This window comes from Yersinia thracica, assembly GCF_902170565.1.
Taxonomy (GTDB): Bacteria; Pseudomonadota; Gammaproteobacteria; order Enterobacterales; family Enterobacteriaceae; genus Yersinia; species Yersinia thracica.
In genome coordinates this window covers 36,216-59,395 of record NZ_CABHXX010000027.1, presented here as the reverse complement: position 1 = coordinate 59,395, position 23,180 = coordinate 36,216, and the positions used below count along the sequence as shown (strand labels likewise).

Below are 23,180 nucleotides of genomic sequence, written 5' to 3'. Positions count from 1 at the left end.
TCAGAAGTGAAACGCCGTAGCGCCGATGGTAGTGTGGGGTCTCCCCATGCGAGAGTAGGACACTGCCAGGCATCAAATAAACAAAAGAGGCTACCCTAGCGGGTGGCCTTTTTTGTTTATAATTTTCTGACAGATTCAAGTCGCGCATGGCAGTTTGAACAGCGCTTGCGCTGGCCCCGAAGGGGTGAGTCTCATCTTGAGGATGAGACGAATAGAGTAGGACACTGGCAGGCATCAAATAAAGCCGAGACCCCATGCCCAAAGCGTGGGTTTTTTGCTATGTGGAAAAGAAAAAGAGAAAAGCCTTCTGCTGTGCAGAGGGCTTAATGAGATGGTTATCTCTGCGAGCAGATAGAGGCAGTCGAAAAAGAGTTAAAAAACCACATGGCCAATGATGAAACAGCGCAGCGCCTGCTTTATATTCCCGGGGTCGGAACGATAGCCTGGGCAGTAACCATACAAGGAACCGTCTTCAGTAAATAAAAGAGCCAACAGTAAATTTACTGTCAGCTCAATGAGTTACCAAGTGACTTTCTGGTTTTGCGACGACTGATTATTGATGACATGAACGGCACAGCGGCCTGATGATAAACCTGACACAAAAAATGGCTCTTTGAAGCCGACGGGTTTTTTAAGGTTCATCAGGCGCGGAACTCATCATGGCGCGGAAGCTGGCTCCCACCAGACACCGAATAGATTTAAGCAAGCCCATCATAAATCAAAATCGGTGTTGCAAAAACGGGGGTGACCATAGATTTTTATGCATCCACTTAAAACAAAATACAATATGAGTATATTGGTCGGTTAGGCTAGCGCCAATAGTTCTATAGGTAATCTTAGTTAACGGCTTGATAGAGACTATAGCCAGTGACTGCGCCAGCGACATTCCAGGCAAAATCTTTCCAACTCCAGCCCGTGCCAGCTTGACGGCTATCATATAGCTCTTTGACTGCGCCGATATTTATCGAAAATAGTAAACCGAAATTGCGGCTTTTGGCATCCGACCAATTCTGATGTTCACCATAAGCTGTACCCGCAGCAGCTAGCGCAGCAGAGACAAAAAAATGTTGGGCTTTATCTTTTCCCGTCCAGCTATCGTTGGCCATATGGGTACATGCAGAGCTGGTGAAAAGTAGTGGGGCAATAATTAAAGGGCGAAGATAAGGTGGGCACCACATGCCGTTCCTCCCCTGGCTGGAGACAGAAAACCCGGCAATAGAACCGGGTTTTTGTTTTAATTTTATAGAATACGACTAATGAGCCGGTCGATACGAATTCTGCGTAAGCGGCGGATCAGTTTACGCACCTTGACCGGATACTGCTGAATATTCTCAAGTTCAAGGTAGTGTGAAACAACTTTAGTATGAGTTCGAATGCATTCCAGCTCTTTTGCACGCTGCTCATGCATCTCATGTTTAGGATCGTGGATCAAAATGGCATTTTCCAGATCCAGACGCCATGCACGTGGATTCAGATTGTTACCCGTGATCAACTGCCAGTTATTATCTACCCACATCCCTTTCAGATGATAGGTATTGTCGCCATCTTTCCATAAACGAACAATCAGTTGACCATTATCCACAAAGCGCTGTAAGCGGCTAAGGAAGCGGCGCAAGTTGATTTCATATAAGTATGGTAAAGCACCAATGATTTTAAACGGCTGATCTTCGGGGATATAAAAGTCGTTCGCTGTTTTGTCGCCAACAATAATCTCAACCTGTTTACCTTCGCGCAGTAGATAAATGATATTGCGAACTAACAATGCGGGCAGGTTAAAATAGGGCGTACAAATAGTGAGGCGTTCATCAGCGGAAGCCATTAAATGATGAATAGTTTTGTTGAGTTGACTTTTTTTACCTAGCCCAACTAACGGAGTGACCGCTAATTCATCATTGCCAGCTTGTGCTGGAAATTGATAACCGATATCTCGCAGTGATGATCGAAACTGCCGAGTTTCATTTTTGATCTCAGGATTGGTGGGGCGATCAATGCGATCGAGGCGCTGAACGGCACCTGCACTCAGAACTCGTTGCTTCACATAATCAACCATAATATCGGCTAATGATTGATTTGTGATTAATTGATAACGGTCATAACGATATTTGTCGTTTTGATAGAGATAGACATCATTGATGCTGGCACCACTGTAAATCACGGTGTCATCAATGATAAAACCTTTCAGATGCAATACACCAAGGGCTTCACGGGTATTCACCGGGACACCATAAACCGGAACACAGATATCCGGATGCTTGTTTGCCATCTCACAATACCAATCTGCATTAGTATTAACAGCGGCGGCCCCGATGCGGCCACGTTGGGCGCGATGCCAATCTACTAATACACAAATTTCCAGCTCAGTATGCCGCTGTTTGGCCTGATAGAGCGCGCTCATCACATCATGGCCTGCATCATCCTGCTCAAGGTAAAGCGCCACCAGATAGATACGTTTGGTCGCCTGGCCTATTAATTCCAGCAGAGTAGAGCGGAAAACCTTGGGGCAATAAAGCGTTTGGACATCATCAACTGACTGGGGGAGTTTGGGCAGTTGTGCAAGGTGTTGTTGATGTTTGCTACGTTTGAATTTTGACAACATCACAGTGCGCTTCTTCTCTTGTTATTTGATGGCAGAACCGCCATATCCAAAAAAAACACTAATCCATAGAGTCGGGCGATAATACCACTACTTTTCCGGATTGTGCGCAAGTTTTGCCAACCGTAGACTGAATCACTTATCTATGTGGCCTATATCACAGCGATTCAGGTGATTGAAATCAAAGTGTCAGCTCCAGATTAACGATGCCATCTTCCATTTGTACATCAATACTAAAACCCAGTTTTTTCGCCAACCCAATCATGCCTCGGTTATTGGGCATGGTGACCGCTGTTAGCCGAGTTAACCCGTGGCTGCGGGTGTACTGGATCATTTTCTCGAGCAACTCCCGCCCCAGCCCCAGCCCTTTTAAATCTGAGCGCACCAAGACGGCGAACTCTGCATCAATATTGTCAGGGTCAGATAGCGCGCGCGTGACACCAATAATTTCCGGGCCAGTTGTATTTTGACGGACTGCCACAAAGGCCATTTCCCGATCATAGTCAATCTGCGTCATGTTCGCCAAATCGTCGTGACTGAATTCGTTGATTTCACTGAAGTAGCGATAGTAGAGATCTTCTTTAGTGACTTGATCAATAAACAGTTTTAGCAGCGGCTCATCCTCTGGCAAGATAGGGCGGAATAAGCAATGAGAGCCGTCTTTTAGTATCACGGTTTGTTCCAATTCGTGCGGGTAAGGGCGGATAGCCAGCCGCGCTTGTGGGTCGCCAGTGACGGGGGCCAACTGCATTGATACATCCAGCAGCGTGAACTCACTGCCAGAAGCAAGCACAGGGTGAATATCTAAACGCGAGATTTCAGGGCAATCAAGAATCAGGTTGGAAACTTGTACTAGCAAACGGCTCAGACCAGGGATGTCGAGAGGTTGCAGTGAGCCGCGGCTGCGGATTTTTCCACCTTTGACCGCCTGGATTATCAGATAGCGGGCTAACGCCATATTGAGTGGTGGTAATGCAACTGCGGCCTGGGTTTCATGGTGCCATTCAATACCGCCTTCCCCTAGCATAATGAGTGGGCCAAAGATGGCATCTTGTTCCACAGCAATCCGTAGCTCCTGCGCTCCGGCGCGGTTTGCCATACTTTGCACCAATAAACCGTCAATACGGGCTTGGGGATAAGTGCGTTTCACGCGATCAAGAATATCGTCCGCTGCCCGTTGCACTTCCATTGCAGTACGCAGGTATAACATGACCCCCTGAACTTCGGATTTATGCGCAATATCTGGCGAGCGCAATTTGATGGCAACCGGATAACCCAACCGCTCAGCAATGTGTACTGCTTCAACACTGTCACTGGCAATCCAGGTTGGCAACATGCTGAGGCCATAGGCTTCAAGGATCGGCTGCACTTCATGGGTATCAAGTTGGGTCGTACCTTCTGCCAGGGCCTGGCGAATTAACTGGTGGACATGGGCGGTATTGGCAGTGAGGCCGACAGGCAAGGCCGGCGTTTCTTTTAACTGCTTTTGGTTGCGGCGATATTCAACCATGTGCATAAAGGCGGTTATCGCGCCTTCTGGCGTGCGATAAGTCGGGATACCGGCCTCGGTGAATAAACGGCGGGCATCTTGTGATGAATATTCACCGCACCAGTTAGTTAGCAAAGTAATGCGCTTGCCGCGCGGGTGCTGGCGGATAGCGGATATTAATAACTCAGCGGTTTTACTGCCCGGTGCCGCTGCGCTCGGTGAATGGATAAGCAACAGCGCGTCGTAATCGGTGCTGTCCAATAAGGGTTTAAGCGCTGCTAAATAGCGCTCAGCGCTGGCATCATCCCGCAGGTCAATCGGGTTTCGTAAGGAAACAAAAGGCGGTAGTGCCGCGCTCAGGGCGGATTGCGTGGTATCAGACAGTGTTGCCAGCTTGCCATTACGGCTAATCAACTCATCCAAGGCCATTGCCGCCGGGGCTGCACCATTGCTGACAATCAGTAACCGCTCTCCGCGCAATGGGTGCATATGGCTTAGTGTTTCGACTGCCGAAAATAGCTCGTGAGTATCTTGAACCCGCAACAGACCCGCGCGCTGAATGGCTGCATCATAGGCGGCATCTAACCCTTGCTGGCCATTGAGTAATTGTTGAGCTCGTTGGCTGCGGCCACTTTTGACCACCAGAATGGGTTTATTGCGCGAGGCACTGCGGGAGGCGGATAAGAAGCGACGCGCATCACTGATATGCTCGATATACAACATGATAGCGCTGGTTTTCCCGTCTCTGGCAAGGAAGTCGAGCAAGTCATCGACATCAATATCCAGGCTATCACCGAGAGCAATGAAGTAAGAGAATCCCACTTCGCGTTGCTGCGCCCAGTCCAAAATGGTGTTGGCGACAGCTGCTGACTGGGAGATAAACGCCAGCCGCCCTTTTTTGATAGGCACTGGCGAGAAGCTGGCATTTAACCCTTGCCACGGAGCCAGTAAACCCAGGCTGTTTGGGCCAAGTAGGCGCATATGGTGGCGCTGCGCACAAGCTTTCAGTTCAGGGAATTGTTCAGTTGCTGCCGACAGGATAATCACCGCCTTACAGCCACGAGTCCCTAAGTCTTCCAGCAGTGACAGGTTACGGCGGTCATGGGTGCACAAGATGGCCAGGTCGGGGGTAATGGGTAGGCTGGCGATGTTTGCATAAGCCAACACCCCACAAACGGCTTTATGAGTAGGAGTAACAGGTAGAATCGGGCCATTAAAGCCGCCATCGAGCAAATTGCGCATCATTAGAAAACCTGCGCGCTCCGGTTTTTCAGATGCGCCAATGACCGCAATAGACTTGGGGCGTAGTAGGGCTTCTAATCCACGTTGGCTCATATAATCCCCGTCATCTTTCAAGTTGCAGGTATGTTGATTGCTTCCGGTTACTCAGCCCATTCATGGGCCTCGGCTCTACGAGATTGCCGCAAACAGCGTTCAAATTTGCTCCCAGCAGATTTGTCACCCGAATCATTGACTGGTGTCAACTCATCGGGATTTTCTCAATTGCCGCTTTCCTGCCCCCCCTTAAATTTATTGGGGTAAGTCAAAAACATGGGGTAAGTCAACGACAGCTTTATTGATTTTATGCGATTTTTTCGGTATTTGCTGTGACTCGACCCACTGGATGGTGAGGTTTTCCTGCTAAATATTGTTGGCGGAAATAATGAAAATGGGCTGTTAATCCATCCGCTGCTTGAATATCACCAGCTTGCTGGAGTAGGGCTGCGGCAACTTCGACGGTGCAATGTTGTTCCGGGCGTGCTGCTTCTCGCAACATATAATCCGAGGTATTGCTGACATTCAGCGACAATAGCGGTAGTCCGGTAAGATACGGGCTTCTACGAAACATTTTTTTAGCTTCAGTCCAGGTACCGTCCAGCAGAATAAATAACGGTGGTTTATCGCTGACAGGTAATTGATTGAAGACTTGCCGCTCGGGGTCGGCATATTTTTCCGGGAAGACCACATAAGGTTGGCGCAGAGGGTCGCGTATCGCGGCTAACAGCTCAGGAGAAACTTCTGTCCGCGCCCAGAGAAAAGCTTGAGTGTTTGGCAGAATATCAGCAATTAAGCGGCCAGTATTACTGGGCTTAAGGGGTTCAGTATCAAACATAATCAGGCAAAATCGGCTGTTGGCCGGTTGTTGTTTGATGGTGTCACACAAGCAAAATCGCTCAGTTAACAGGCAGCCTTGGCAGCGAATGGCACGGCAACCACGGGCGCGATAAAGGCGAGTGGATGCGGATAACCGCTGCTGACGCAAACGCAGTACTGCATTTTCCGTCGTTATGACTGTTGGTAAAACATGTTCGGTGGTGGATGATCCAGTCACGACGGACTCCTGAAGAAATAGCGCTATTCTAATCAACCCAGGTGCCCAGTCATACCATAAAAGAAAAAACAACACCCCAACAGAAAACTGTCAGGGTGCTGTTTTGGATTATAACCAAACTTTATCGGGCACTTGAGTGGCCCCGAAGGGGGATAAATGAGTTAAACTAGCTTAGCGGGCGGCGGATTCCCCTGATAATTGCTCATTTAACCAATTATCAAAAGGTGCTTTTGGCAGTGCGCCGCTAAGCATGTCGACCATTTTGCCGTTCCGATACAGCATAATGGTGGGAATGCTGCGGATACGGAAACGCGTGCTGAGTGCGGGTTCTGCTTCAGTATTGACTTTAACGAAGCGAACTTTTCCGGCACGCTCTGCGGCAACATCTTCAAAAATGGGCGCGAAGCTGCGGCAAGGCCCACACCATGGTGCCCAGAAGTCTATAATCACCGGCAAGTCATCTTGCAGCAGTTTATCCAGTGTTTCGGCGGTGGCGTTAATGACTTCGCCATCAAATAAAGAGTGGCCGCAGCGCCCACATTTAGCGCCGTCATCAATACGTGCTTCCGGTAGGCGATTGGTCGCCATACAAGCTGTACATACCGTATTCATAAATTAGCCTTTATTGAGTATCTGAGTAGATTAAGGGAAACCATACAGTCAATGTGACCTGAATTGTTTCGTTGTTGTTATCTATTATGGATATAAATGAAGTCAGTGCCAAAATGGTTTATTCGATGAATACGATAGTTGCTAGCTTTTAGCGCTTGCTTATGGCTAACCGAGCAGACATCAGGTAATCTTCGCGCCCTGCGCGTTGGTGGAGAAGACAATGAACGATTCATTTAGTGGCAAAAACGGCAAAGTTAAAGTGATGTACGTCCGCAGTGACGAAAACAGCAGCGACGACCGTAGTAACAACAACCGTGGTAAAAACCCGCGTCCGGCAGGCAAAGGCCGCCCGGGTGATAGTGCCGGTCGCGGCAGCTCATCGCGTAATAATGACTCACGTCGTAATGATTCAGGCCGTAATGAACGCACGAGTCCTAGCCGTCCGGCGCGTTCTGACAGCAGTGGCCCTTACGATTCACCGTGGAAAACTGTGTCTCGCGCCCCCTCTGAAGAACCCGAGTTTGATCACGGCGGTATCAGCGGTAAAAGCCATGTAGACCCAGCGCAATTGCGCCGTCAGCGGGCTGAAGAAACACGAGTTTATGGCGAAAATGCTTGTAAAGCGCTGTTTGAAAGCCGCCCTGATGCTATTGTGCGCGCCTGGTTTGTGCAGTCAGTTACCCCACGTTTCCGTGAAGCGTTGAAATGGATGGCGGCTAACCGCAAGGCTTACCATGTGGTTGAAGAAGATGAGCTGGCGAAAGCCTCTGGCACTGAACACCATGGTGGCGTGTGCTTCCTGATTAAAAAACGTCAGGGTTTGGATGCAGAAACTTATCTGCAACAACAGACTCAGGCGAAAGATTGCGTGTTGGCACTGGAAGATGTGGGTAACCCACATAATCTGGGCGGCATTATGCGGACCTGTGCACATTTTGGTATCAATGGCGTGTTGCTGCAAGACCCCGCAGTGTTGGAGTCTGGTGCCGCTGTTCGTACAGCTGAAGGCGGTGCGGAGCATATCAAAGCAATCAATGCAGATGATTTCCTTTCTGTGTTGGATACTTTCCGTAAAGCGGGTTACACCATAGTGACCACCTCAAGCCATAAAGGTGTCAGTCTGGCGAAAGCTGAGCTACCAGCCAAAATGGTGTTGGTCTTAGGGCAAGAGAGTGATGGCCTGACTGACAGCGCTTGGCAGCAGGGCGATGTGAGTGTCTCTATTGGCGGTACTGGCAAAGTTGAAAGTTTGAATGTGTCAGTGGCGACCGGGATTTTGCTGGCAGAATGGTGGCGTCAAAATCACGCTTAATTCATTCGTCGTTGCAATAGCTAAAACATAAAGTAACAAGTTGATAAGCGGGGAAATGTGCCGAATGGGTCGTAACGGCGTAAGCCGCCGGAGCGCCCATCGGTGCAGTCGCCCTGCTAATCTCCGAACTATAAAATAGCTTTGTCAATAACCTCAAAGGACGCTGATGATAAGTCAGCGCCCTTTTTTTATGAGTCAGTTTTTGCTGCTAGTGCGTGCCACCGCCACCGCCTCCGCCGCCGGAGGTAAATGGCGGTTTAGCAAACCACACCAGTGCCAGTAGCAGTAGGAACACGCCCGCCGAGAGCCAGAAAATCTCATTAGCCGAGATAATCAGCCCTTGATTGGTAATTTCCCGTGCCAGATAAGCCGATGCTTGCTGCTGATTCATGCCCAGTTTCTCGAGATCCTGATACATTTGCGTGGCATTCGGGTTAAACGGGTTAACAAATTCCGTCAGCTGCGAATGGTGCATCGATTCTCTTTGCGTCCACAACGTGGTGGTGATTGAAGTACCAATCGACCCCGCCAGTGTTCGCAGGAAGTTAGACAAACTGGATGCCGCCGCCATACGCTCTGGCGGTAAGCCGGACAAAGTAATCGCCGTCAGTGGCATAAAGAAGCAGGCAATAGCAAAACCTTGCACAAACTGCGGCCATGCCGAGGCACCGAAGTCCATTCCCGGTTCGAATGTATATGCTCGCCAGTAGAAACAAACCGCATACATAATGAAGCTGAATGTGACTAACTGGCGCATATCAATTCGATGTGAGAAGCGCCCAATGATTGGCGACAGCAGCACCGGCAAGATACCTACCGGTGCTGATGCTAAGCCGGCCCAGGTGGCGGTATAGCCATACACCTCCTGTAATAGCTGCGGCAGCAAGACAATCGCACCGAAGTACAACATATAGGCCAGGCTGATACACAAACAACCAATGGTAAAGTTTCTCGATTTGAATAATGACAAATCGATCACCGGATGGTCGTCAGTTAGCTCCCACACTATCAGGAAGATAATGGCAATCACGGCAATAACCGTCAGGACGATTATCTCGGTCGAGTTAAACCAGTCCAGCTCCTTACCTTGGTCAAGCATGATTTGTAAGGCACCAATACCCACCACCAATAATACCAACCCCACGGTATCAATAGGTTTGATTTCGGTTTTGGTCTCTCGCCCTTTCAAGGTGCTGCCCGCGACTAAAATGACCACCACCCCGATAGGAATGTTGATAAAGAAAATCCAGCCCCAGTGATAGTTATCACTGATATAACCGCCAAGGATCGGCCCAAAGATTGGGGCGACAACAATCGTCATCGACCACAATGCCAGGGCCATACTTCGCTTCGCGGGCGGGTAGTTATTCAGTAGCAAGCTTTGTGACAACGGGATCAATGGGCCAGCGACCAGCCCTTGAATAACCCGGAAGAAGATAAGCATCCCCAAGCTATTTGACACGCCGCACAGCCATGAGGCCAGTGCGAATAACCCCGTCGACCACAGGAACAATCTGACTTCACCGATGCGTTTTGCCAACCAACCAGTGATAGGGATGGAAATTGCATTTGCCACACCGAATGAGGTGATAACCCATGTGCCTTGGGAGTTGGACGAGCCAAGATCCCCGGCAATAGTCGGAATAGCCACGTTAGCAATAGTGGAGTCCAGCACCTGCATGAAAGTCGCTAATGATAGCGCGACCGTCATCCAGGCAAGTTGGGCACCTTCAAGCGGTTTTTGTGCCACGGTGGCCCCCGGTGCGCTTAACTTGCATTTGCATCAATATTAACCCGCATTCGCATGAACAATATCGCTAATCATTTGATTAACCGGCGCTAAATCCAAGGACAGCGCGTTGGTGACAAATGCAGGTTCTTTGCGCACGTTTTGCGCTAACACTTGGCCTTCAACATCGGCGGTATCTACCCGCACTGTGGTCGATAAGCCAATGCGCAGCGGATGCTCAGCCAGCTGTTTGGCATCAAGCTGAATACGCACCGGCAAGCGCTGAACCACTTTGATCCAGTTACCAGTGGCATTTTGCGCAGGGAGCAGTGAGAAGGCGCTGCCCGTCCCCATATCCAGGCCAATAACTTTTCCTTGGAAAACCACATCATCGCCATAGAAATCAGTCACCACCGTGGCGGGTTGGCCGATACGCATATTGGCTAACTGGGTTTCTTTGAAGTTGGCGTCAATCCACATTTCGTTAGCTGGAATGACCGCCATCAGTGGCGCACCATTGGCAATTTCTGCGCCCACTTGCACACTGCGGCGTGACACAAAACCGGTGATTGGGCTAACCACTTTGGTGCGTTGCAGGGCAAGCCAGGCATCGCGCAACTTGGCAGCCGCTTGCTCGACGGCCGGTTGTTTCTCCAACGGAGTGTTCAGCACCAGCGCCTGATTGGCGTTATATTGTGCAATCGCCACGTCCAATGAAGCTTGTGCAGCATCCACGGCATCACGGGCGTGTTGCAATTCTTCGCGGCCAATGGCATCAACAGAACCCAGCACCACACGGCGTTTTAGGTCATTTTGTGCTTTACTTAGCTCGGTTTTTTTCAGCGCAATATTGGCTTGATATTGCTTGCTGTTAATCATGAGCTGGTGGGTTTGGCGCACACTGTTTGCCAGTGCGGTTTTTGCCTGCTCATAAGCTTGTTCGGCATCCGTTGGGTCAAGTGTCAGAAGAATATCGCCACTTTTGACCAAGTCAGTATTTTCAAAATTAACACTGACGACACTGCCGGGAACCTGCGACATTATCTGTACCTGATTGCCCGAAACATAGGCATTATCAGTCTCTTGGTGATGACGCAGCACCAGGAACCAATAAATAAAGTAAGCCACCCCGATAATAATAAAAATACCCGTCAGTAATAGCAGCACGCGTTTACGTTGCTTCTTTTTATTCTGCGGTTGTTGCGGCACTTGAGCTTCCGCGCTTGCACTCATGGTCTTCCCCACATTTTATATTGTTTTATTTTGTGAACCATCACTGGCGGGCGCTTGATAGCCACCGCCGAGTGAACGGATCAAACCAATCTTGGCCTGCAATAAATTGTTGCTGGCACTGAGTTCTGCTTGCTGCTGTTGTAGATATTGTGACTGGCTAATCAACAGTTCATCGCGCCCAATAACCCCAGCCTTGTAGCGGGCATCGGCGACGCTATAAACTTTCTGCATAGATTGCGATGCTGATATGGCTTGCTGTAATTGGCGTTGGCTGCTTTGTTGGATGGTGATGGCATCCGCAGTTTCCCGCACGGCATTGAGGATAGTCTGGTTGTAAGACTCAACTGCTTCGTCATAAAGGGCTGATTCTTCGCCTAACTTACTGCGCAACGCGCCAGCGTGGAAAATAGGCAGTGAAATTGCCGGAGCAAAATTCCATGCTTGGCTGGCGGCTTCCAACAGATTGGGGTTAGTGCCCTGGAAGTTCGTGGTAGAGAAACCGGCAAATCCAGTAATGGATAAGCTGGGATAAAACTCTTTGCGTGCTGCTTTAACTCGTTGGTCATAAGATTCAACCAGTTGGCGCTGGGCGGTGATATCTGGCCGCTGACCCAGTAAATCCGTGGTTAATTCGCCTTTGGGGGCCAGGCGAGTTAGCTCTGGCAAAGGAACCGGGCGCAAGTTTTGTGTGGTACTCGGGCCTTGGCCTGTCAGGGCTGCCAACTGATGTTTCAGTTGTTCGCCTTGTGATTGCAGTTGGATAATTTGCTGTTTGGCTGTATCCGCCTGAACTTGTGTTTGCTGTGGAACTTCAATGCTATAGATACCCGCCTGATATTGCCTGGTGCGCAGCTCAGCCAGGCTGTCATTATTATCGACTGCCTGTTGCAATACATTTTGCAGAGCAAAATTGCTCTGTAACTGGTAATAAACCGATGCCACTGAGCTGGTCAGTGTCAGTGTGGCCTGCTGCTGTTCTGCGCGGGCAGCATTAACCTGCGCATTGGCGGCATTGACCCGATTGCGATATTTACCCCACCAATCAAACTCGTAGCTAAGATTCAGGCCAAGAGTATTCGCGGTTTCATACAAAGGTTTGTCGGGATAAGACTGCAAAAAGGGTTGCAGTGTATTCTGCGAGATTTTTTCCCGATTACTGCTGCCGTAGAGATCCAAGTTTGGGCCATTAGCCGCATCGGCTTGGCCCATCACACTTTGTGCTTCACGTACCCGCGCCGCCGCCTGTTTTAGCGAAGGTGAGGTTTGCAAGCTTTGGGTCATCAAAGCATCAAGTTGGGGATCTTCCAGTACCCGCCACCACTGAGAACTTAGCGCCAACGAACTGACTTTAGGTTGCGCCAATTGGAGTTGTTGGTTATCCAGCATTTGAGACTGAGGCGCAATATTATCGCTTGAGGCACAGCCCGCCAGTACTAAAACGGCGAACAAGGGCGTGAGTCTCCAGCTATGTGGGGATAGCATATTATGTACCTGGATATACCCTTCATACTTCAAGCTGCATTGGCCGCTCTCTTCCTCATCATTGACTGGCGTCAAATCATCGGAATTTATTCGCTGCCGCCTTCCTGCAACTCGAATTATTTAGGGTGTAGATATATTGGAATTACTGTTCCGATATTTCCATTTGGTCTAAACGCGTCAGTAACTTGCGCGTCAGCGTTTCAAGCTGTTGCTGCTCGTCGGCGTCGAGTGTTGACCAAAGAAAATGCAGACACTTATGTTGTGGGGGCAGTAATTGATTTAAAAACTCAACGCCCGCTTCGGTGAGATGCAAATGCAAACAACGGCGGTCATTGTGGCTTTCACGGCGTTCAATCCAGCCTTTCTTTTCCAACTCGTCAGCAATGCGGGTGGCATTGGTACGTGAAGACCCCAATGCAGCACTTAATTCTGACGGCTGAATACTGTGGCTCGCTTGTGCTTCCAGCGTAATTAGCGCCATAAACAGGGTTTCGTTAATTCCTTGCGCTTTCAGCATTTTGTTGCGGTTTTCCAACAATTTACTGTGCATATGCATACATAATCGCGTCAGTAGGATTTCTTGATAAGGGAAATCTTTCTGGCGTTTGGCACGAGAATTAAGCATCTGTTCTATGGGACTAAAGGAACTTTCCATTATAAGGAGCCTCATTAATTTCAAGTGGTACAGTAACGGTAGTGACTAATAATGTAAACGGGTTAATAAGAGAAAAATTTAGCAATTAGTGTTATTCAGTCACTGTGTGTGAATCATTAGTCTTATTGATTGTAAGGATATTATGTTTCAGTTAAGAAATCAGGCAAATTGTTACGCTAAAACCATCAGTAACTTAAATGTCAGACCGTAGCTGATTGCCCCCAGTAAGGTGGCAAAGATAATACTGTTAGTTTTATAAAAGCATCCGCAGATAACCAAAAAACCAATAAGTGTAGGAACTAATTTCTGTGGGTTATGCATAATTTCCGGCGTACTGGATACCACCAACAATGCACAAATCGAGGCGATCCCGATGCTGTCGAGCAACAGTGACACTTTACCGCGTTGCAGACCCGCTTGTTTGCGTGCTGGCCCCAGGCGCAACGGCAAATAGCGAAACAGATAATTTACCGTTCCCACCACCAGGCCAATAATCAGTACATCCATATTCACGGTTTCTGCTCCTGTTTATCACTCTCGCCATATTCTACGGCCGCTTCTGGCGCGGGTTGGAGTAAGGCCGCCAGACATCCGCCGCCAATTCCGGCCAAAATAGCCACTGGAATAGAGAACAACAACACACCGAGCAATGCGCCGGTCAAAGAGGCCATAACCGTGAGGCTGTATTGGTGTTTAAATGACGCTAATAGGAAACTAAGAAACAGCGCTGGCAACATAAAGGAAAGAGAAGCTTCAATGGCCGGATAATTTTCCAGCGGGCCATTACCAAACATCGCGCCGATGGCGGTGCCCGCCACCCAAGACAACCAAGAGGTGAACGCGATGCCGAGCATCCAATTTTCACTCCAGCGCCGTTGGTCTTTCATTAATTTGGTGGTGGCGGCGGCAAACACTTCATCCGTCAGGCCAAAGGCCCACAGGGCGGTTTTTTTACCGGATAATTTTGCCACAATGCGGTGTTTCAGTGCGGGGCCGTACAAGATATGGCGGATATCCATTGCCATTACAGTTAATGCGGAAACCCACAATGACATCCCGGCACTGAGCAGGGCGGTGATGACGAATTGGCTGGCTCCGGCATAAATGATGCAAGAAAAGAAAATACCTTCCCACGGGGTGAAGCCAAGTTTTACTGAACTCAAACCAAAGGCGAAAGCCACGGGTAAATAACCAATAACAATGGGGAGGCTATCGGTTATTCCTTCAGTGAATGTAGCTGTTGACTGATCCGTCGAGGGGGCGTCGGTGATTTGGCTTGGCATAGAGTTGGCTATCAATAATTGAGATTACAGGGTAAAAGTTAAGTCACATTACCAGAGTAGTAATTTTCTTAATACCCTATAACCCAATTTTATATCTCAATTGATTATTAGTTAGCTAACTAATTAAGGTCACTCCACAGGTTGATTGGCCGGGGGATCAAATCTTTTACCGGCTAACCAGGTGGCAATATTCAAGACACACAGCACTAACCCGGCGGTGGCGACACCATACCAGCCCGCATGTTGATAGGCGGCGGCGGAAATCAGTGAACCTAAAGCCCCACCAATAAAATAAGTGGTCATATATCCCGCAGTTAAGCGATTTCTGGCTTCCGGCATCATGCGGTAGATCACACTCTGGTTGGTGACATGCACCCCTTGAACGGCCAGGTCTAACACGATAATCCCGATAATCAGCGCGATGATTGAATGTTGCCCCAAGGCTATGGGTATCCATGACAATAACAATAATACCAAGCCGACGCTGGTGGTGATGCGGGCTTTTCCTTTATCTGCCAATTGGCCTGCTCTGGTGGCCATTAATGCCCCCGCCGCTCCGACTAAACCAAACAACCCGATAGTGGCCTCTGAATAACCAAAAGGCGGCGAAGCCAGTAGGAAAGCCATTGAGGTCCACAAGACGCTGAAGTTGGCAAATGACAGTGCGCCAAGCAAGGCGCGGGTGCGCAGTACCGGAGTGTGGATAAATAAAGAAAATATTGAGCTGAGCAACTGACCATAATTCAGGCCACTATGATACTTATAGCGCGGCAGATAGCGCCATAAAATCAACGCCATAATTATCATCAAGATACTGGCAACCCAATAAATGGTGCGCCAACCGCCAATCGAGGCCAATGCGCCCGCCACGGTTCGTGCCAGTAAAATACCCAGCAACAGGCCGCTCATGATAATGCCGACGACTTTGCCGCGTTTTTCGGGTGCAGCCAGTGTGGCGGCTAATGGCACCAGTAATTGTGCTACCACAGAGAACAAGCCGGTGAGGGCGGTGCCGACAATCATCATGGTGAGATTTTGCGACATGGCGGTAATCAACATCCCACCCGCCGCCAACAGGGTCATGCTGACAATCAGCCCGCGCCGTTCAAACATATCCCCCAGCGGCACCAGGAACATTAGCCCCACCGCATAGCCCAGTTGGGCGGCGGTCACGATAAAACCGGCCTGATTGACGGAAAGATTAAAGGCTTGCGCGATAGTTTCCAGCAATGGCTGGGCATAATAGTTGCTGGCAACGGCCAGTCCGGTGGCGACCGACATTAGCGCGATCAAGGCCGGACTCAGCCCCGTTTTTTCAGTTTTTTGTATCATGAGGAATTATTCGAAATTGAGAAGAGAGACAGTATTAGATAAATAAGTGGGATAAACCAAGTTATTATTTTTAGCTGATGAATATTTGGTAAGGACATTGTGGCAGCAAGCACTGCGCCAATCCAGCAGGGTTAAGCGCAGTTGCAGCTAATCTTTATAACAATAAAAAATCGTCAGCATCGCGCCACGCCGGGAATGTTTTTCGGTAACTCAGCAACGTTTCCAAAGATAATTCAGCATCCAGTTGCGCCGCTTGCCCCGCTTCTGCTTGGGTCAGAATCTCACCTTGGGCATCTAAAATGACACTATCACCCTGATAATAATGGCCATTGTCATCATCACCGACCCTATTGCAACCCGCGACATAAGCTTGATTTTCTATCGCCCGCGCCGCCAGCAAGGTTTGCCAATGTTTGGCGCGCGCCGCTGGCCAGTTAGCCACATACAGTGCTAAATCATAATCTTGCTGATTGCGTGACCACAGTGGAAAGCGCAGGTCATAACAAACTTGCGGCAGAATTCGCCAGCCGCGCCACTCGACAATTTTGCGCTCGCCCCCCGCCAGATAGTGATGGTGCTCACCGGCCATGCGGAATAAGTGGCGCTTGTCATAGTGATGGATTTTCCCATCCGGCTGCGCCAACAGAAAACGGTTAACGGCGCCGTTGGCTGTTTTTAGCGCCACACTGCCGCCAATCAGGGCATAGGTACGCGCCGACCAAGAGCGCAGCCAGCCGATAACCTCAGCTTCTGGCAGGGCATTTTCCGCCGCATTCATCGCAAAACCTGTGGTAAACATTTCTGGCAGCACGATGACATCACGCTGCTGTATGGATTCCAGCAGCATCTCAAAGTGACGCAGATTCGCCGCTGCATCCAGCCACACCAGCGGCTGTTGCAGCAAAGTCAGTTTTAAAGTTGACACAATCGCTCCGCGGCGGCGTCCAGCGTGGCATCCTGTTTGGCGAAGCACAGCCGGATCAGTTTATGGGGGAAGGGGCCTGCGCAGAATACGGATAAAGGTATCGCGGCCACACCCACGTGCTCGGTCAGCCATTTGCAGAAATCAACATCGTCGAGATCTGAAATAGCACTGTAATCGGCCAGCAGGAAGTAGGTTCCTTCACTGGGCAGAATTTTGAAACGGCTGGTGGAGAGCGCATTGACGAAGCGATCGCGGCGAGCGCGATAGAATTCCGGCAATTGTTGCCAGTGCTCCGGCTCGCTATTCAACATGTCAGCCAGTGCAAACTGTACTGGAGTACAGACTGAAAATGTCAAATATTGATGAATCTTGCGCACTTCTGCACTGATCGCGGCGGGTGCGATGCAATAGCCCGCTTTCCAACCGGTCATATGAAAAGTTTTGCCAAAAGAGGAAACCGCAATGGCCCGCTGGCGTAATTGTGGGTGTGCCAATACGCTGGCATGGCCCGCTGGGCTGAAACAGATATGTTCATAAACTTCATCACTGAGGACATAAATATTGCGCTCAGCAATCACTTGCCACAGTTGCTCAAAATCTTCTGCGCACCAAACCGTCGCCGATGGATTATGCGGCGTATTCACAATCACCAGCCGGGTGCGTTCAGAAATTAGGTCGGCAAACTCCGCCCAGTCGGTGGCGAATGCCGGAGGTTTGAGCGCAATGCGCTTGAGGATGCCGCCAGCCAATTTAACCACTGGAGCATAACTGTCATAGCTGGGATCAAAGCAAATCACTTCGTCGCCAGGGCGCACCAGCGCAGTAATGGCCGCAAATAAGGCCTCACTGGCACCGGTGGTGACAGTGACTTCGCTGTCGGCATCGGGCTGCCAGCCGTAGATTTTAGCTGTTTTCGCCGCGATAGCCGTGCGCAGCGGAGCCACGCCGGTCATCGGCGCATATTGGTTAGCGCCCTGACTCACATGGTAGGCTAATCGTTGCTTTAAATAATCTGGGCCATCGAAATCCGGGAAGCCCTGCGACAGGTTAATAGCTTGATGCTTTTGCGCTAACGCACTCATTTGCGTAAAAATTGTGGTGCCCTGTGCGGGTAATTTACTGTCTGGAATAAAAGATAAAGAGCTCATGGCAGGTGAATACTCCGGGCGCTGTATGTTGCCGTAAATATATCACGATGTTAATATTTGGCAATCAAGACGTTTGGATGTTTAAACGGCTAAATGACTTAATTGGCTAAGTATAGATAAATTTGTGCTAAGGGTAATCGTCAGGCCGGTTGCCATGGCAATATGTTCTGATACCAACATCACCTCAGCCAATACCACCTCAGCCAATACCACTACAGCCAATACCACTACAGCCAATACCACTACAGGGATATACAATGACCGAAAATGTACAACTTGGCGCGCTGTTAGCCGCCTGCCACTGGATTGGTGAGAAAGGCTGGTGCCCGGCGACTGGCGGCAATATGTCCCTGCGATTGGATTCAGCCCAATGTTTGGTGACAGAGTCGGGCAAAGATAAAGGGAGTTTGACCGCCGATGATTTTTTGCTGGTGGAGACGGCGACGAACCATGTCCCTGGCGGGCGTACCCCGTCGGCGGAAACCGGCCTGCATACTTTACTTTATCGCCTGTATCCGGAAATCAATGCGGTCTTACATACTCACTCGGTGAATGCTACGGTGCTATCACGGGTCGAGCGCAGCCATGAGTTGGTATTGCAAGGCTATGAGATGCAGAAATCTCTCGCGGGGCAGCGCAGCCATCTGGACAGCGTGGCTATCCCTATTTTTGATAATGATCAGGATATTCCGGCGTTGGCACAGAGGGTTGCTGCGCTGGCGGATAATCATCCATTGCGTTACGGTTTTTTGGTGCGCGGGCACGGTTTGTATTGCTGGGGCAATAGCGTGTCTGAAGCCCGCCGTCATTTGGAAGGGTTGGAGTTTTTGTTCCAGTGTGAACTGCAACGCCGCTTGTTGGACACAAATTATAAAACGGAGGAAAAATGATTCAGGCCATAGTGACCGACATTGAAGGCACCACCACTGACATCCGTTTTGTCCACCAAGTGCTGTTCCCCTATGCCCGTGAGCGGCTGACACCTTTTTTACAAGAACATCAACAGGATGAAGAGGTTGCCGCCGCATTGACCCGTTTGCGGCACGAGATTGAACAGCCGGATGCGGATATTGAAACGCTGACCACCACATTGCATGGTTTTATGGATGAAGACCGCAAATCCACCGCACTAAAAGCCATTCAGGGCATCATTTGGCGCAGCGGTTATCTGCAAGGGGATTTTCGCGGTCACTTGTATTCAGATGTTGCCCCGCAACTGGCGGACTGGCAGCAGCAAGGGCTGAAACTGTATGTTTATTCATCCGGCTCAGTTGCTGCGCAGAGATTATTGTTTGGTTACAGTGATGCGGGGGATTTACAGCCATTATTCAGTGGTTATTTTGACACCCATGTTGGGGCGAAGCGCGAAGTGAGCGCTTACCAGAATATTGCCAATCAGTTGGCCATTGCCCCGCAAGCATTGCTGTTTTTATCTGATATTCGCCAGGAATTGGACGCCGCACAGCTTGCCGGATGGCAAACTTGTCAGTTAATTCGAGATCTTCCCGACAGCGAAAGCCGTCATCCCCAAGTCAGCCGTTTTGATGAGATAGATATAGAGGGTTTTACAGCATGAGCGGATTAACCATTTTTAGTGATGAACAGCCAGAACAGCCGCTGTGGCAAAGCCGCAATGCTGAGGAAATTCAACAGCAATTGACCGCTATTGGCGTAAGGTTTGAGCGCTGGCAGGCGGATCGCGAACTGGGCGAAAACCCACAACCGGGAGCGGTGATTGCCGCTTATCAGCATGAAATTGACCGGCTGGTGGCGGAAAAAGGCTATCAGAGTTGGGATGTGATCAGCATGCGCCCTGATAATGAGCAGCGCGAAGTATTGCGCGAGAAATTTTTATCAGAACATACTCACGGTGAAGATGAAGTGCGTTTCTTCGTCGAGGGGAGCGGGTTATTTTGTTTGCATCTGAATGGCAAAATTTATCAAATTTTGTGTGAGAAGAATGATTTGCTATCAGTGCCAGCAGATACTCGCCATTGGTTTGATATGGGGTCAGCACCGAATTTCACTGCTATTCGAGTATTTGATAATCCTGAGGGTTGGATAGCGCGTTTTACCGGCGATAAGATAGCTGACTCGTATCCGCGCCTGGATTAATCCCCGTCGTCCTTGAAGCCGCAGGGGTGTTAGCTACGCTCACTTACCCGAATCACTTACTAATGTAAGCTCATCGGGATGTTTTCGCTTGCTGCCTTCCTGCGGCTCCAATGAGTTTGGGGACAAAATTTTCTTACCATGCTAATTCTTCGGCTGGAAGAAGCCCGCTGCGACTTGCTCTGGCGTGATGACGCCGCTGTCTAATACCCAGCCGCTGATTAATGCGGCTGGGGTGACATCAAATGCGGGGTTGTACACCGGTGCATTCTCTGGTGCCCATTGGCAATGACCAAACCCCCCAGACACGCCTTTGACTTCGCTGGCATCACGTTGCTCAATGGGGATTGCTGCACCATTCGGGCAGTCCGGATCATGAGTGGTATGCGGAGCCGCCACATAGAATGGAATTCGGTGATAATGCGCCAATACCGCCAAACTATAGGTGCCAATTTTATTCGCGACATCACCGTTGGCAGCAATGCGATCAGCGCCAACCCAGATAGCATCTACTTTGCCCTGAGCCATCAGACTGGCCGCCATCGAATCACAAATTAATTGATATGGAATACCCAACTCGCCCAGTTCCCAGGCGGTTAAGCGGCCACCCTGCAGCAAAGGTCGGGTTTCATCGACCCACACCTGGCGGATTTTGCCTTGCTGATGGGCGCGCAGTAATACGCCGATAGCCGTGCCAATACCCGCCGTGGCGAGGCCGCCGGTGTTACAGTGGGTGAGTAAGTGACTGCCGGGTTTGACTAATTGTGCGCCATGCTGGGCAATGCGTTCACATAACTCGCGGTCTTCTTCGACCAGACGCCGTGCCTCGTGAGCCATGGCTTCAACCCAATTGGCTTGCAATAACGCCTGCTGCATCCGCGCCAGATTATTCATTAGATTGACCGCCGTTGGGCGTGATTCCCGCAATGCGATCAGCGCCTGCTCAAGCTGAGCTTGCGGTAAACCGCGATCGGCCAACAAAGCCAACAGTAAGCTGGCTGATAAGCCGATCAATGGTGCACCACGCACTCGCAGCGCTTGAATATGCTCAATCAGTAATTCCACGGTATCGGCGGACAGCCATTCCTGGCGCTGTGGCAAAGCCTGTTGGTCAAGTATCCAAAGCTGATTATCTCTAATTTTTAAGCTGGTGGTCTGTAAATCAAAACTGTTAAGCGTCTGCATTGTCAGTTAAATCCATGTTGCGTTATTGCATCTGGTTTCTTATTCTGCCAACATATATTTCGGAAGTATAGACGTCTATATGGTTTTACGCTTAAATACGGATTTTTTTGCTCGAGCAGGGAATAATTTCACGGCTAAGCAAATGGTTAGCGGTGAGTGAATTAGAATCTGATAAAGAATAATGGGGTTGAAGATGTCGCGCTACCATACATTTACTGCTACGGATGCCGTTGAATATGCTCGCCAATTTGGTCAGGTGGCCGATCCACAGGCTTTGGTGTCAGCGGATGAAATTGGCGATGGGAATCTCAATCTGGTGTTTAAAATTCGCGATGCTACCGGAATTAGCCGAGTGATTGTGAAACAGGCACTGCCTTATGTGCGTTGTGTGGGGGAATCCTGGCCGCTGACCTTGGATCGCGCCAGAATTGAAGCTGAAACCTTGCTGACACACCGCCAATTCTGCCCACAACATACGGTTAATGTCCTGCACCACGATGCAGAACTGGCGGTGATGGTGCAGGAAGATTTATCTGACCACCAAATCTGGCGCAGTGAATTGGTTAAGGGAAAATATTATCCACAGGCTGCGGGGCAATTGGCTGAGTATTTAGCGCAAACCCTATTTCATACCTCCGATTTTTATCAGTCGGCTCAAGCTAAAAAGGCCGCAGTGAGCCGCTATACCAACCCGGAATTGTGCCAAATTACCGAAGATTTATTCTTTACTGACCCCTATATTGACCATGAGCGTAATAATTTCGATCCGGCGCTATTGGCGGATGTGTTGGTTTTACGTCAGGATAATGCACTCAAGTTAGCCGTGGCTTCGCTAAAGCACCGTTTCCTGAGCAAAGCCGAGGCATTGTTGCATGGCGATATTCACAGCGGCTCCATTTTTGTTGCTGAGGGTCGGCTGAAAGCCATCGATGCCGAGTTTGGTTTCTATGGCCCAGTAGGTTTTGATGTCGGTACCGCACTGGGTAATTTACTGCTTAATTATTGTGGTTTGCCGGGATTAGCTGGCCCGCGTGATGCGGCGGCTGCCCGTGAACAGCGGTTGAAAGATATTCATCTTCTGTGGAATACCTTCGCCAGCCGTTTTCTGGCCTTAAGTGAGGAAAAAACCCAAGACTCAACACTGGCAACCGCAGGTTATGCACAACTGTTTTTACAGCAGGTTTGGCTAGATGCTGTGGGGTATTGTGGCAGTGAATTGATCCGCCGCACCATTGGACTGGCCCATGTGGCTGATCTTGATAGTATTGTTGATGATGAGATGCGCAGGGCATGCCAACGCCAAGTTTTGAGTTTGGGACGTACTTTGATATTGGCCGCACCACATATTAATAGTGTTGATGAGTTTATTGCCCGCATTCGGCAGAATGGGTAATGAAATTGCTCGAGTCAATACGATAGATTAATGATATCTAAATATAATGACCCTGCATAATAATGCGGGGTTTTATTTTTTAAAATGACAATTTAATTTGATGTTTATCACTCATTTATTAAAATGAAATCAATTTTTATCACGATTTATTATAGTTAATGTTATTTATAATAAAATATCATTATATTAAGCTGATTTGTTTTTTTGCAAAATATCGGGAAATATTTTTTATGCTTCATGTTTTTCAGTGCATTATGTCGTTTTGCGGTAATTAATATAAGAATATTATATTTACACATAATATAAAGTATGAACTAATTATTATTTCATTTGGATAAAAGAATATCTAACGCAAATAACTGTTT

At 49.2% G+C, this 23,180-nt stretch carries 21 protein-coding genes and 1 pseudogene; 6 read left to right on the top strand and 16 right to left on the bottom strand.

Features of this window, described 5'->3' with window-relative positions:
• Positions 1 to 339: 339 nt before the first annotated feature.
• Positions 340 to 441: pseudogene (locus FTA91_RS03480) on the top strand (IS110 family transposase); the annotation flags it as partial.
• Between the two features lie 395 nt (positions 442 to 836).
• Here FTA91_RS03480 and FTA91_RS03475 read toward each other — a convergent pair.
• The 5 genes from FTA91_RS03475 to trxC form a co-directional block, all read right to left on the bottom strand.
• Entirely contained in the window at positions 837 to 1,178 is a 342-nt protein-coding gene (locus FTA91_RS03475; RefSeq protein WP_050116512.1) for a YfiM family lipoprotein, read from the bottom strand.
• A gap of 62 nt (positions 1,179 to 1,240) precedes the next feature.
• Positions 1,241 to 2,593 (bottom strand): CDP-diacylglycerol--serine O-phosphatidyltransferase, encoded by a 1,353-nt coding sequence (gene pssA / locus FTA91_RS03470; protein WP_408065642.1) that lies wholly within the window; start codon positions 2,591 to 2,593, stop codon positions 1,241 to 1,243.
• Positions 2,594 to 2,774: 181 nt separating this feature from the next.
• A complete protein-coding gene (locus tag FTA91_RS03465) occupies positions 2,775 to 5,417 on the bottom strand; it encodes a bifunctional acetate--CoA ligase family protein/GNAT family N-acetyltransferase (protein ID WP_050116514.1) in 2,643 nt (880 codons plus the stop codon).
• A gap of 247 nt (positions 5,418 to 5,664) precedes the next feature.
• Positions 5,665 to 6,414: a tRNA-uridine aminocarboxypropyltransferase gene (locus tag FTA91_RS03460; protein WP_050116515.1), complete on the bottom strand. Its 750-nt coding sequence runs from the start codon at positions 6,412 to 6,414 to the stop codon at positions 5,665 to 5,667.
• 171 nt (positions 6,415 to 6,585) lie between these two features.
• Complete coding sequence (gene trxC, locus FTA91_RS03455; RefSeq protein WP_050116516.1) at positions 6,586 to 7,026, bottom strand: thioredoxin TrxC; 441 nt, start codon at positions 7,024 to 7,026, stop codon at positions 6,586 to 6,588.
• Between the two features lie 220 nt (positions 7,027 to 7,246).
• On the opposite strand from trxC, the gene FTA91_RS03450 reads away from it, so the two are divergent.
• Positions 7,247 to 8,338, top strand: a complete 1,092-nt coding sequence (locus tag FTA91_RS03450) for a tRNA/rRNA methyltransferase (RefSeq protein ID WP_050116517.1) — start codon at positions 7,247 to 7,249, stop codon at positions 8,336 to 8,338.
• A gap of 208 nt (positions 8,339 to 8,546) precedes the next feature.
• Here the strand turns inward: FTA91_RS03450 and emrB are convergent, their stop codons facing one another.
• The 10 genes from emrB to FTA91_RS20025 form a co-directional block, all read right to left on the bottom strand.
• Positions 8,547 to 10,088: a multidrug efflux MFS transporter permease subunit EmrB gene (gene emrB, locus FTA91_RS03445; RefSeq protein WP_145535419.1), complete on the bottom strand. Its 1,542-nt coding sequence runs from the start codon at positions 10,086 to 10,088 to the stop codon at positions 8,547 to 8,549.
• A gap of 39 nt (positions 10,089 to 10,127) precedes the next feature.
• Positions 10,128 to 11,300, bottom strand: coding sequence for a multidrug efflux MFS transporter periplasmic adaptor subunit EmrA (emrA, locus tag FTA91_RS03440; protein ID WP_145535421.1), 1,173 nt, complete (start codon positions 11,298 to 11,300; stop codon positions 10,128 to 10,130).
• A 15-nt stretch (positions 11,301 to 11,315) separates the two neighbouring features.
• On the bottom strand, positions 11,316 to 12,782 hold the full coding sequence (locus FTA91_RS03435) for an efflux transporter outer membrane subunit (protein ID WP_145535424.1): 1,467 nt from the start codon (positions 12,780 to 12,782) through the stop codon (positions 11,316 to 11,318).
• 142 nt (positions 12,783 to 12,924) lie between these two features.
• On the bottom strand, positions 12,925 to 13,437 hold the full coding sequence (gene mprA, locus FTA91_RS03430; RefSeq protein WP_050113168.1) for a transcriptional repressor MprA: 513 nt from the start codon (positions 13,435 to 13,437) through the stop codon (positions 12,925 to 12,927).
• 171 nt (positions 13,438 to 13,608) lie between these two features.
• Positions 13,609 to 13,950: an L-valine transporter subunit YgaH gene (ygaH, locus tag FTA91_RS03425; protein WP_050113169.1), complete on the bottom strand. Its 342-nt coding sequence runs from the start codon at positions 13,948 to 13,950 to the stop codon at positions 13,609 to 13,611.
• Complete coding sequence (locus FTA91_RS03420; RefSeq protein ID WP_050113171.1) at positions 13,947 to 14,720, bottom strand: AzlC family ABC transporter permease; 774 nt, start codon at positions 14,718 to 14,720, stop codon at positions 13,947 to 13,949. The genes ygaH and FTA91_RS03420 overlap by 4 nt, the downstream gene beginning before the upstream one ends.
• Before the next feature lie 129 nt (positions 14,721 to 14,849).
• Positions 14,850 to 16,049, bottom strand: coding sequence for an MFS transporter (locus FTA91_RS03415; protein ID WP_408065629.1), 1,200 nt, complete (start codon positions 16,047 to 16,049; stop codon positions 14,850 to 14,852).
• 157 nt (positions 16,050 to 16,206) lie between these two features.
• Positions 16,207 to 16,977 carry an amidohydrolase gene (locus tag FTA91_RS03410; protein ID WP_050113174.1) on the bottom strand — a complete coding sequence of 257 codons (771 nt, stop codon included), beginning with the start codon at positions 16,975 to 16,977 and terminating at the stop codon, positions 16,207 to 16,209.
• A complete protein-coding gene (locus FTA91_RS03405) occupies positions 16,965 to 18,125 on the bottom strand; it encodes a pyridoxal phosphate-dependent aminotransferase (RefSeq protein WP_145582955.1) in 1,161 nt (386 codons plus the stop codon). The genes FTA91_RS03410 and FTA91_RS03405 overlap by 13 nt, the downstream gene beginning before the upstream one ends.
• An 81-nt stretch (positions 18,126 to 18,206) precedes the next feature.
• A complete protein-coding gene (locus tag FTA91_RS20025) occupies positions 18,207 to 18,368 on the bottom strand; it encodes a hypothetical protein (protein ID WP_186377339.1) in 162 nt (53 codons plus the stop codon).
• 14 nt (positions 18,369 to 18,382) lie between these two features.
• Between FTA91_RS20025 and FTA91_RS03400 the strand changes: the two genes are divergently transcribed.
• From FTA91_RS03400 to FTA91_RS03390, 3 genes are read left to right on the top strand one after another with little or no spacing between them, the layout of a single operon-like run.
• On the top strand, positions 18,383 to 19,015 hold the full coding sequence (locus FTA91_RS03400; RefSeq protein WP_050113177.1) for a methylthioribulose 1-phosphate dehydratase: 633 nt from the start codon (positions 18,383 to 18,385) through the stop codon (positions 19,013 to 19,015).
• Positions 19,012 to 19,701 carry an acireductone synthase gene (gene mtnC, locus FTA91_RS03395; protein ID WP_050113179.1) on the top strand — a complete coding sequence of 230 codons (690 nt, stop codon included), beginning with the start codon at positions 19,012 to 19,014 and terminating at the stop codon, positions 19,699 to 19,701. The genes FTA91_RS03400 and mtnC overlap by 4 nt, the downstream gene beginning before the upstream one ends.
• Positions 19,698 to 20,240, top strand: a complete 543-nt coding sequence (locus tag FTA91_RS03390) for a 1,2-dihydroxy-3-keto-5-methylthiopentene dioxygenase (RefSeq protein WP_050113181.1) — start codon at positions 19,698 to 19,700, stop codon at positions 20,238 to 20,240. The genes mtnC and FTA91_RS03390 overlap by 4 nt, the downstream gene beginning before the upstream one ends.
• A 141-nt stretch (positions 20,241 to 20,381) precedes the next feature.
• Here the strand turns inward: FTA91_RS03390 and mtnA are convergent, their stop codons facing one another.
• The gene (gene mtnA, locus FTA91_RS03385) at positions 20,382 to 21,422 is read right to left on the bottom strand and encodes an S-methyl-5-thioribose-1-phosphate isomerase (RefSeq protein ID WP_050113183.1); all 1,041 of its coding nucleotides are present in this window, start codon (positions 21,420 to 21,422) and stop codon (positions 20,382 to 20,384) included.
• Between the two features lie 193 nt (positions 21,423 to 21,615).
• Between mtnA and mtnK the strand changes: the two genes are divergently transcribed.
• Positions 21,616 to 22,815: an S-methyl-5-thioribose kinase gene (gene mtnK, locus FTA91_RS03380; protein WP_050113185.1), complete on the top strand. Its 1,200-nt coding sequence runs from the start codon at positions 21,616 to 21,618 to the stop codon at positions 22,813 to 22,815.
• The last annotated feature ends 365 nt before the right edge of the window (positions 22,816 to 23,180 follow it).

What these genes read in the sequence shown, in the direction of transcription:
- FTA91_RS03475 (WP_050116512.1), bottom strand. Translation starts at nt 1,178, where the DNA reads ATGTGGTGCCCACCTTATCTTCGCCCTTTAATTATTGCCCCACTACTT.
- FTA91_RS03465 (WP_050116514.1), bottom strand. Translation starts at nt 5,417, where the DNA reads ATGAGCCAACGTGGATTAGAAGCCCTACTACGCCCCAAGTCTATTGCG.
- trxC (WP_050116516.1), bottom strand. Translation starts at nt 7,026, where the DNA reads ATGAATACGGTATGTACAGCTTGTATGGCGACCAATCGCCTACCGGAA.
- FTA91_RS03450 (WP_050116517.1), top strand. Translation starts at nt 7,247, where the DNA reads ATGAACGATTCATTTAGTGGCAAAAACGGCAAAGTTAAAGTGATGTAC.
- emrA (WP_145535421.1), bottom strand. Translation starts at nt 11,300, where the DNA reads ATGAGTGCAAGCGCGGAAGCTCAAGTGCCGCAACAACCGCAGAATAAA.
- FTA91_RS03435 (WP_145535424.1), bottom strand. Translation starts at nt 12,782, where the DNA reads ATGCTATCCCCACATAGCTGGAGACTCACGCCCTTGTTCGCCGTTTTA.
- mprA (WP_050113168.1), bottom strand. Translation starts at nt 13,437, where the DNA reads ATGGAAAGTTCCTTTAGTCCCATAGAACAGATGCTTAATTCTCGTGCC.
- FTA91_RS03420 (WP_050113171.1), bottom strand. Translation starts at nt 14,720, where the DNA reads ATGCCAAGCCAAATCACCGACGCCCCCTCGACGGATCAGTCAACAGCT.
- FTA91_RS03405 (WP_145582955.1), bottom strand. Translation starts at nt 18,125, where the DNA reads ATGAGCTCTTTATCTTTTATTCCAGACAGTAAATTACCCGCACAGGGC.
- FTA91_RS03400 (WP_050113177.1), top strand. Translation starts at nt 18,383, where the DNA reads ATGACCGAAAATGTACAACTTGGCGCGCTGTTAGCCGCCTGCCACTGG.
- mtnC (WP_050113179.1), top strand. Translation starts at nt 19,012, where the DNA reads ATGATTCAGGCCATAGTGACCGACATTGAAGGCACCACCACTGACATC.
- FTA91_RS03390 (WP_050113181.1), top strand. Translation starts at nt 19,698, where the DNA reads ATGAGCGGATTAACCATTTTTAGTGATGAACAGCCAGAACAGCCGCTG.
- mtnA (WP_050113183.1), bottom strand. Translation starts at nt 21,422, where the DNA reads ATGCAGACGCTTAACAGTTTTGATTTACAGACCACCAGCTTAAAAATT.
- mtnK (WP_050113185.1), top strand. Translation starts at nt 21,616, where the DNA reads ATGTCGCGCTACCATACATTTACTGCTACGGATGCCGTTGAATATGCT.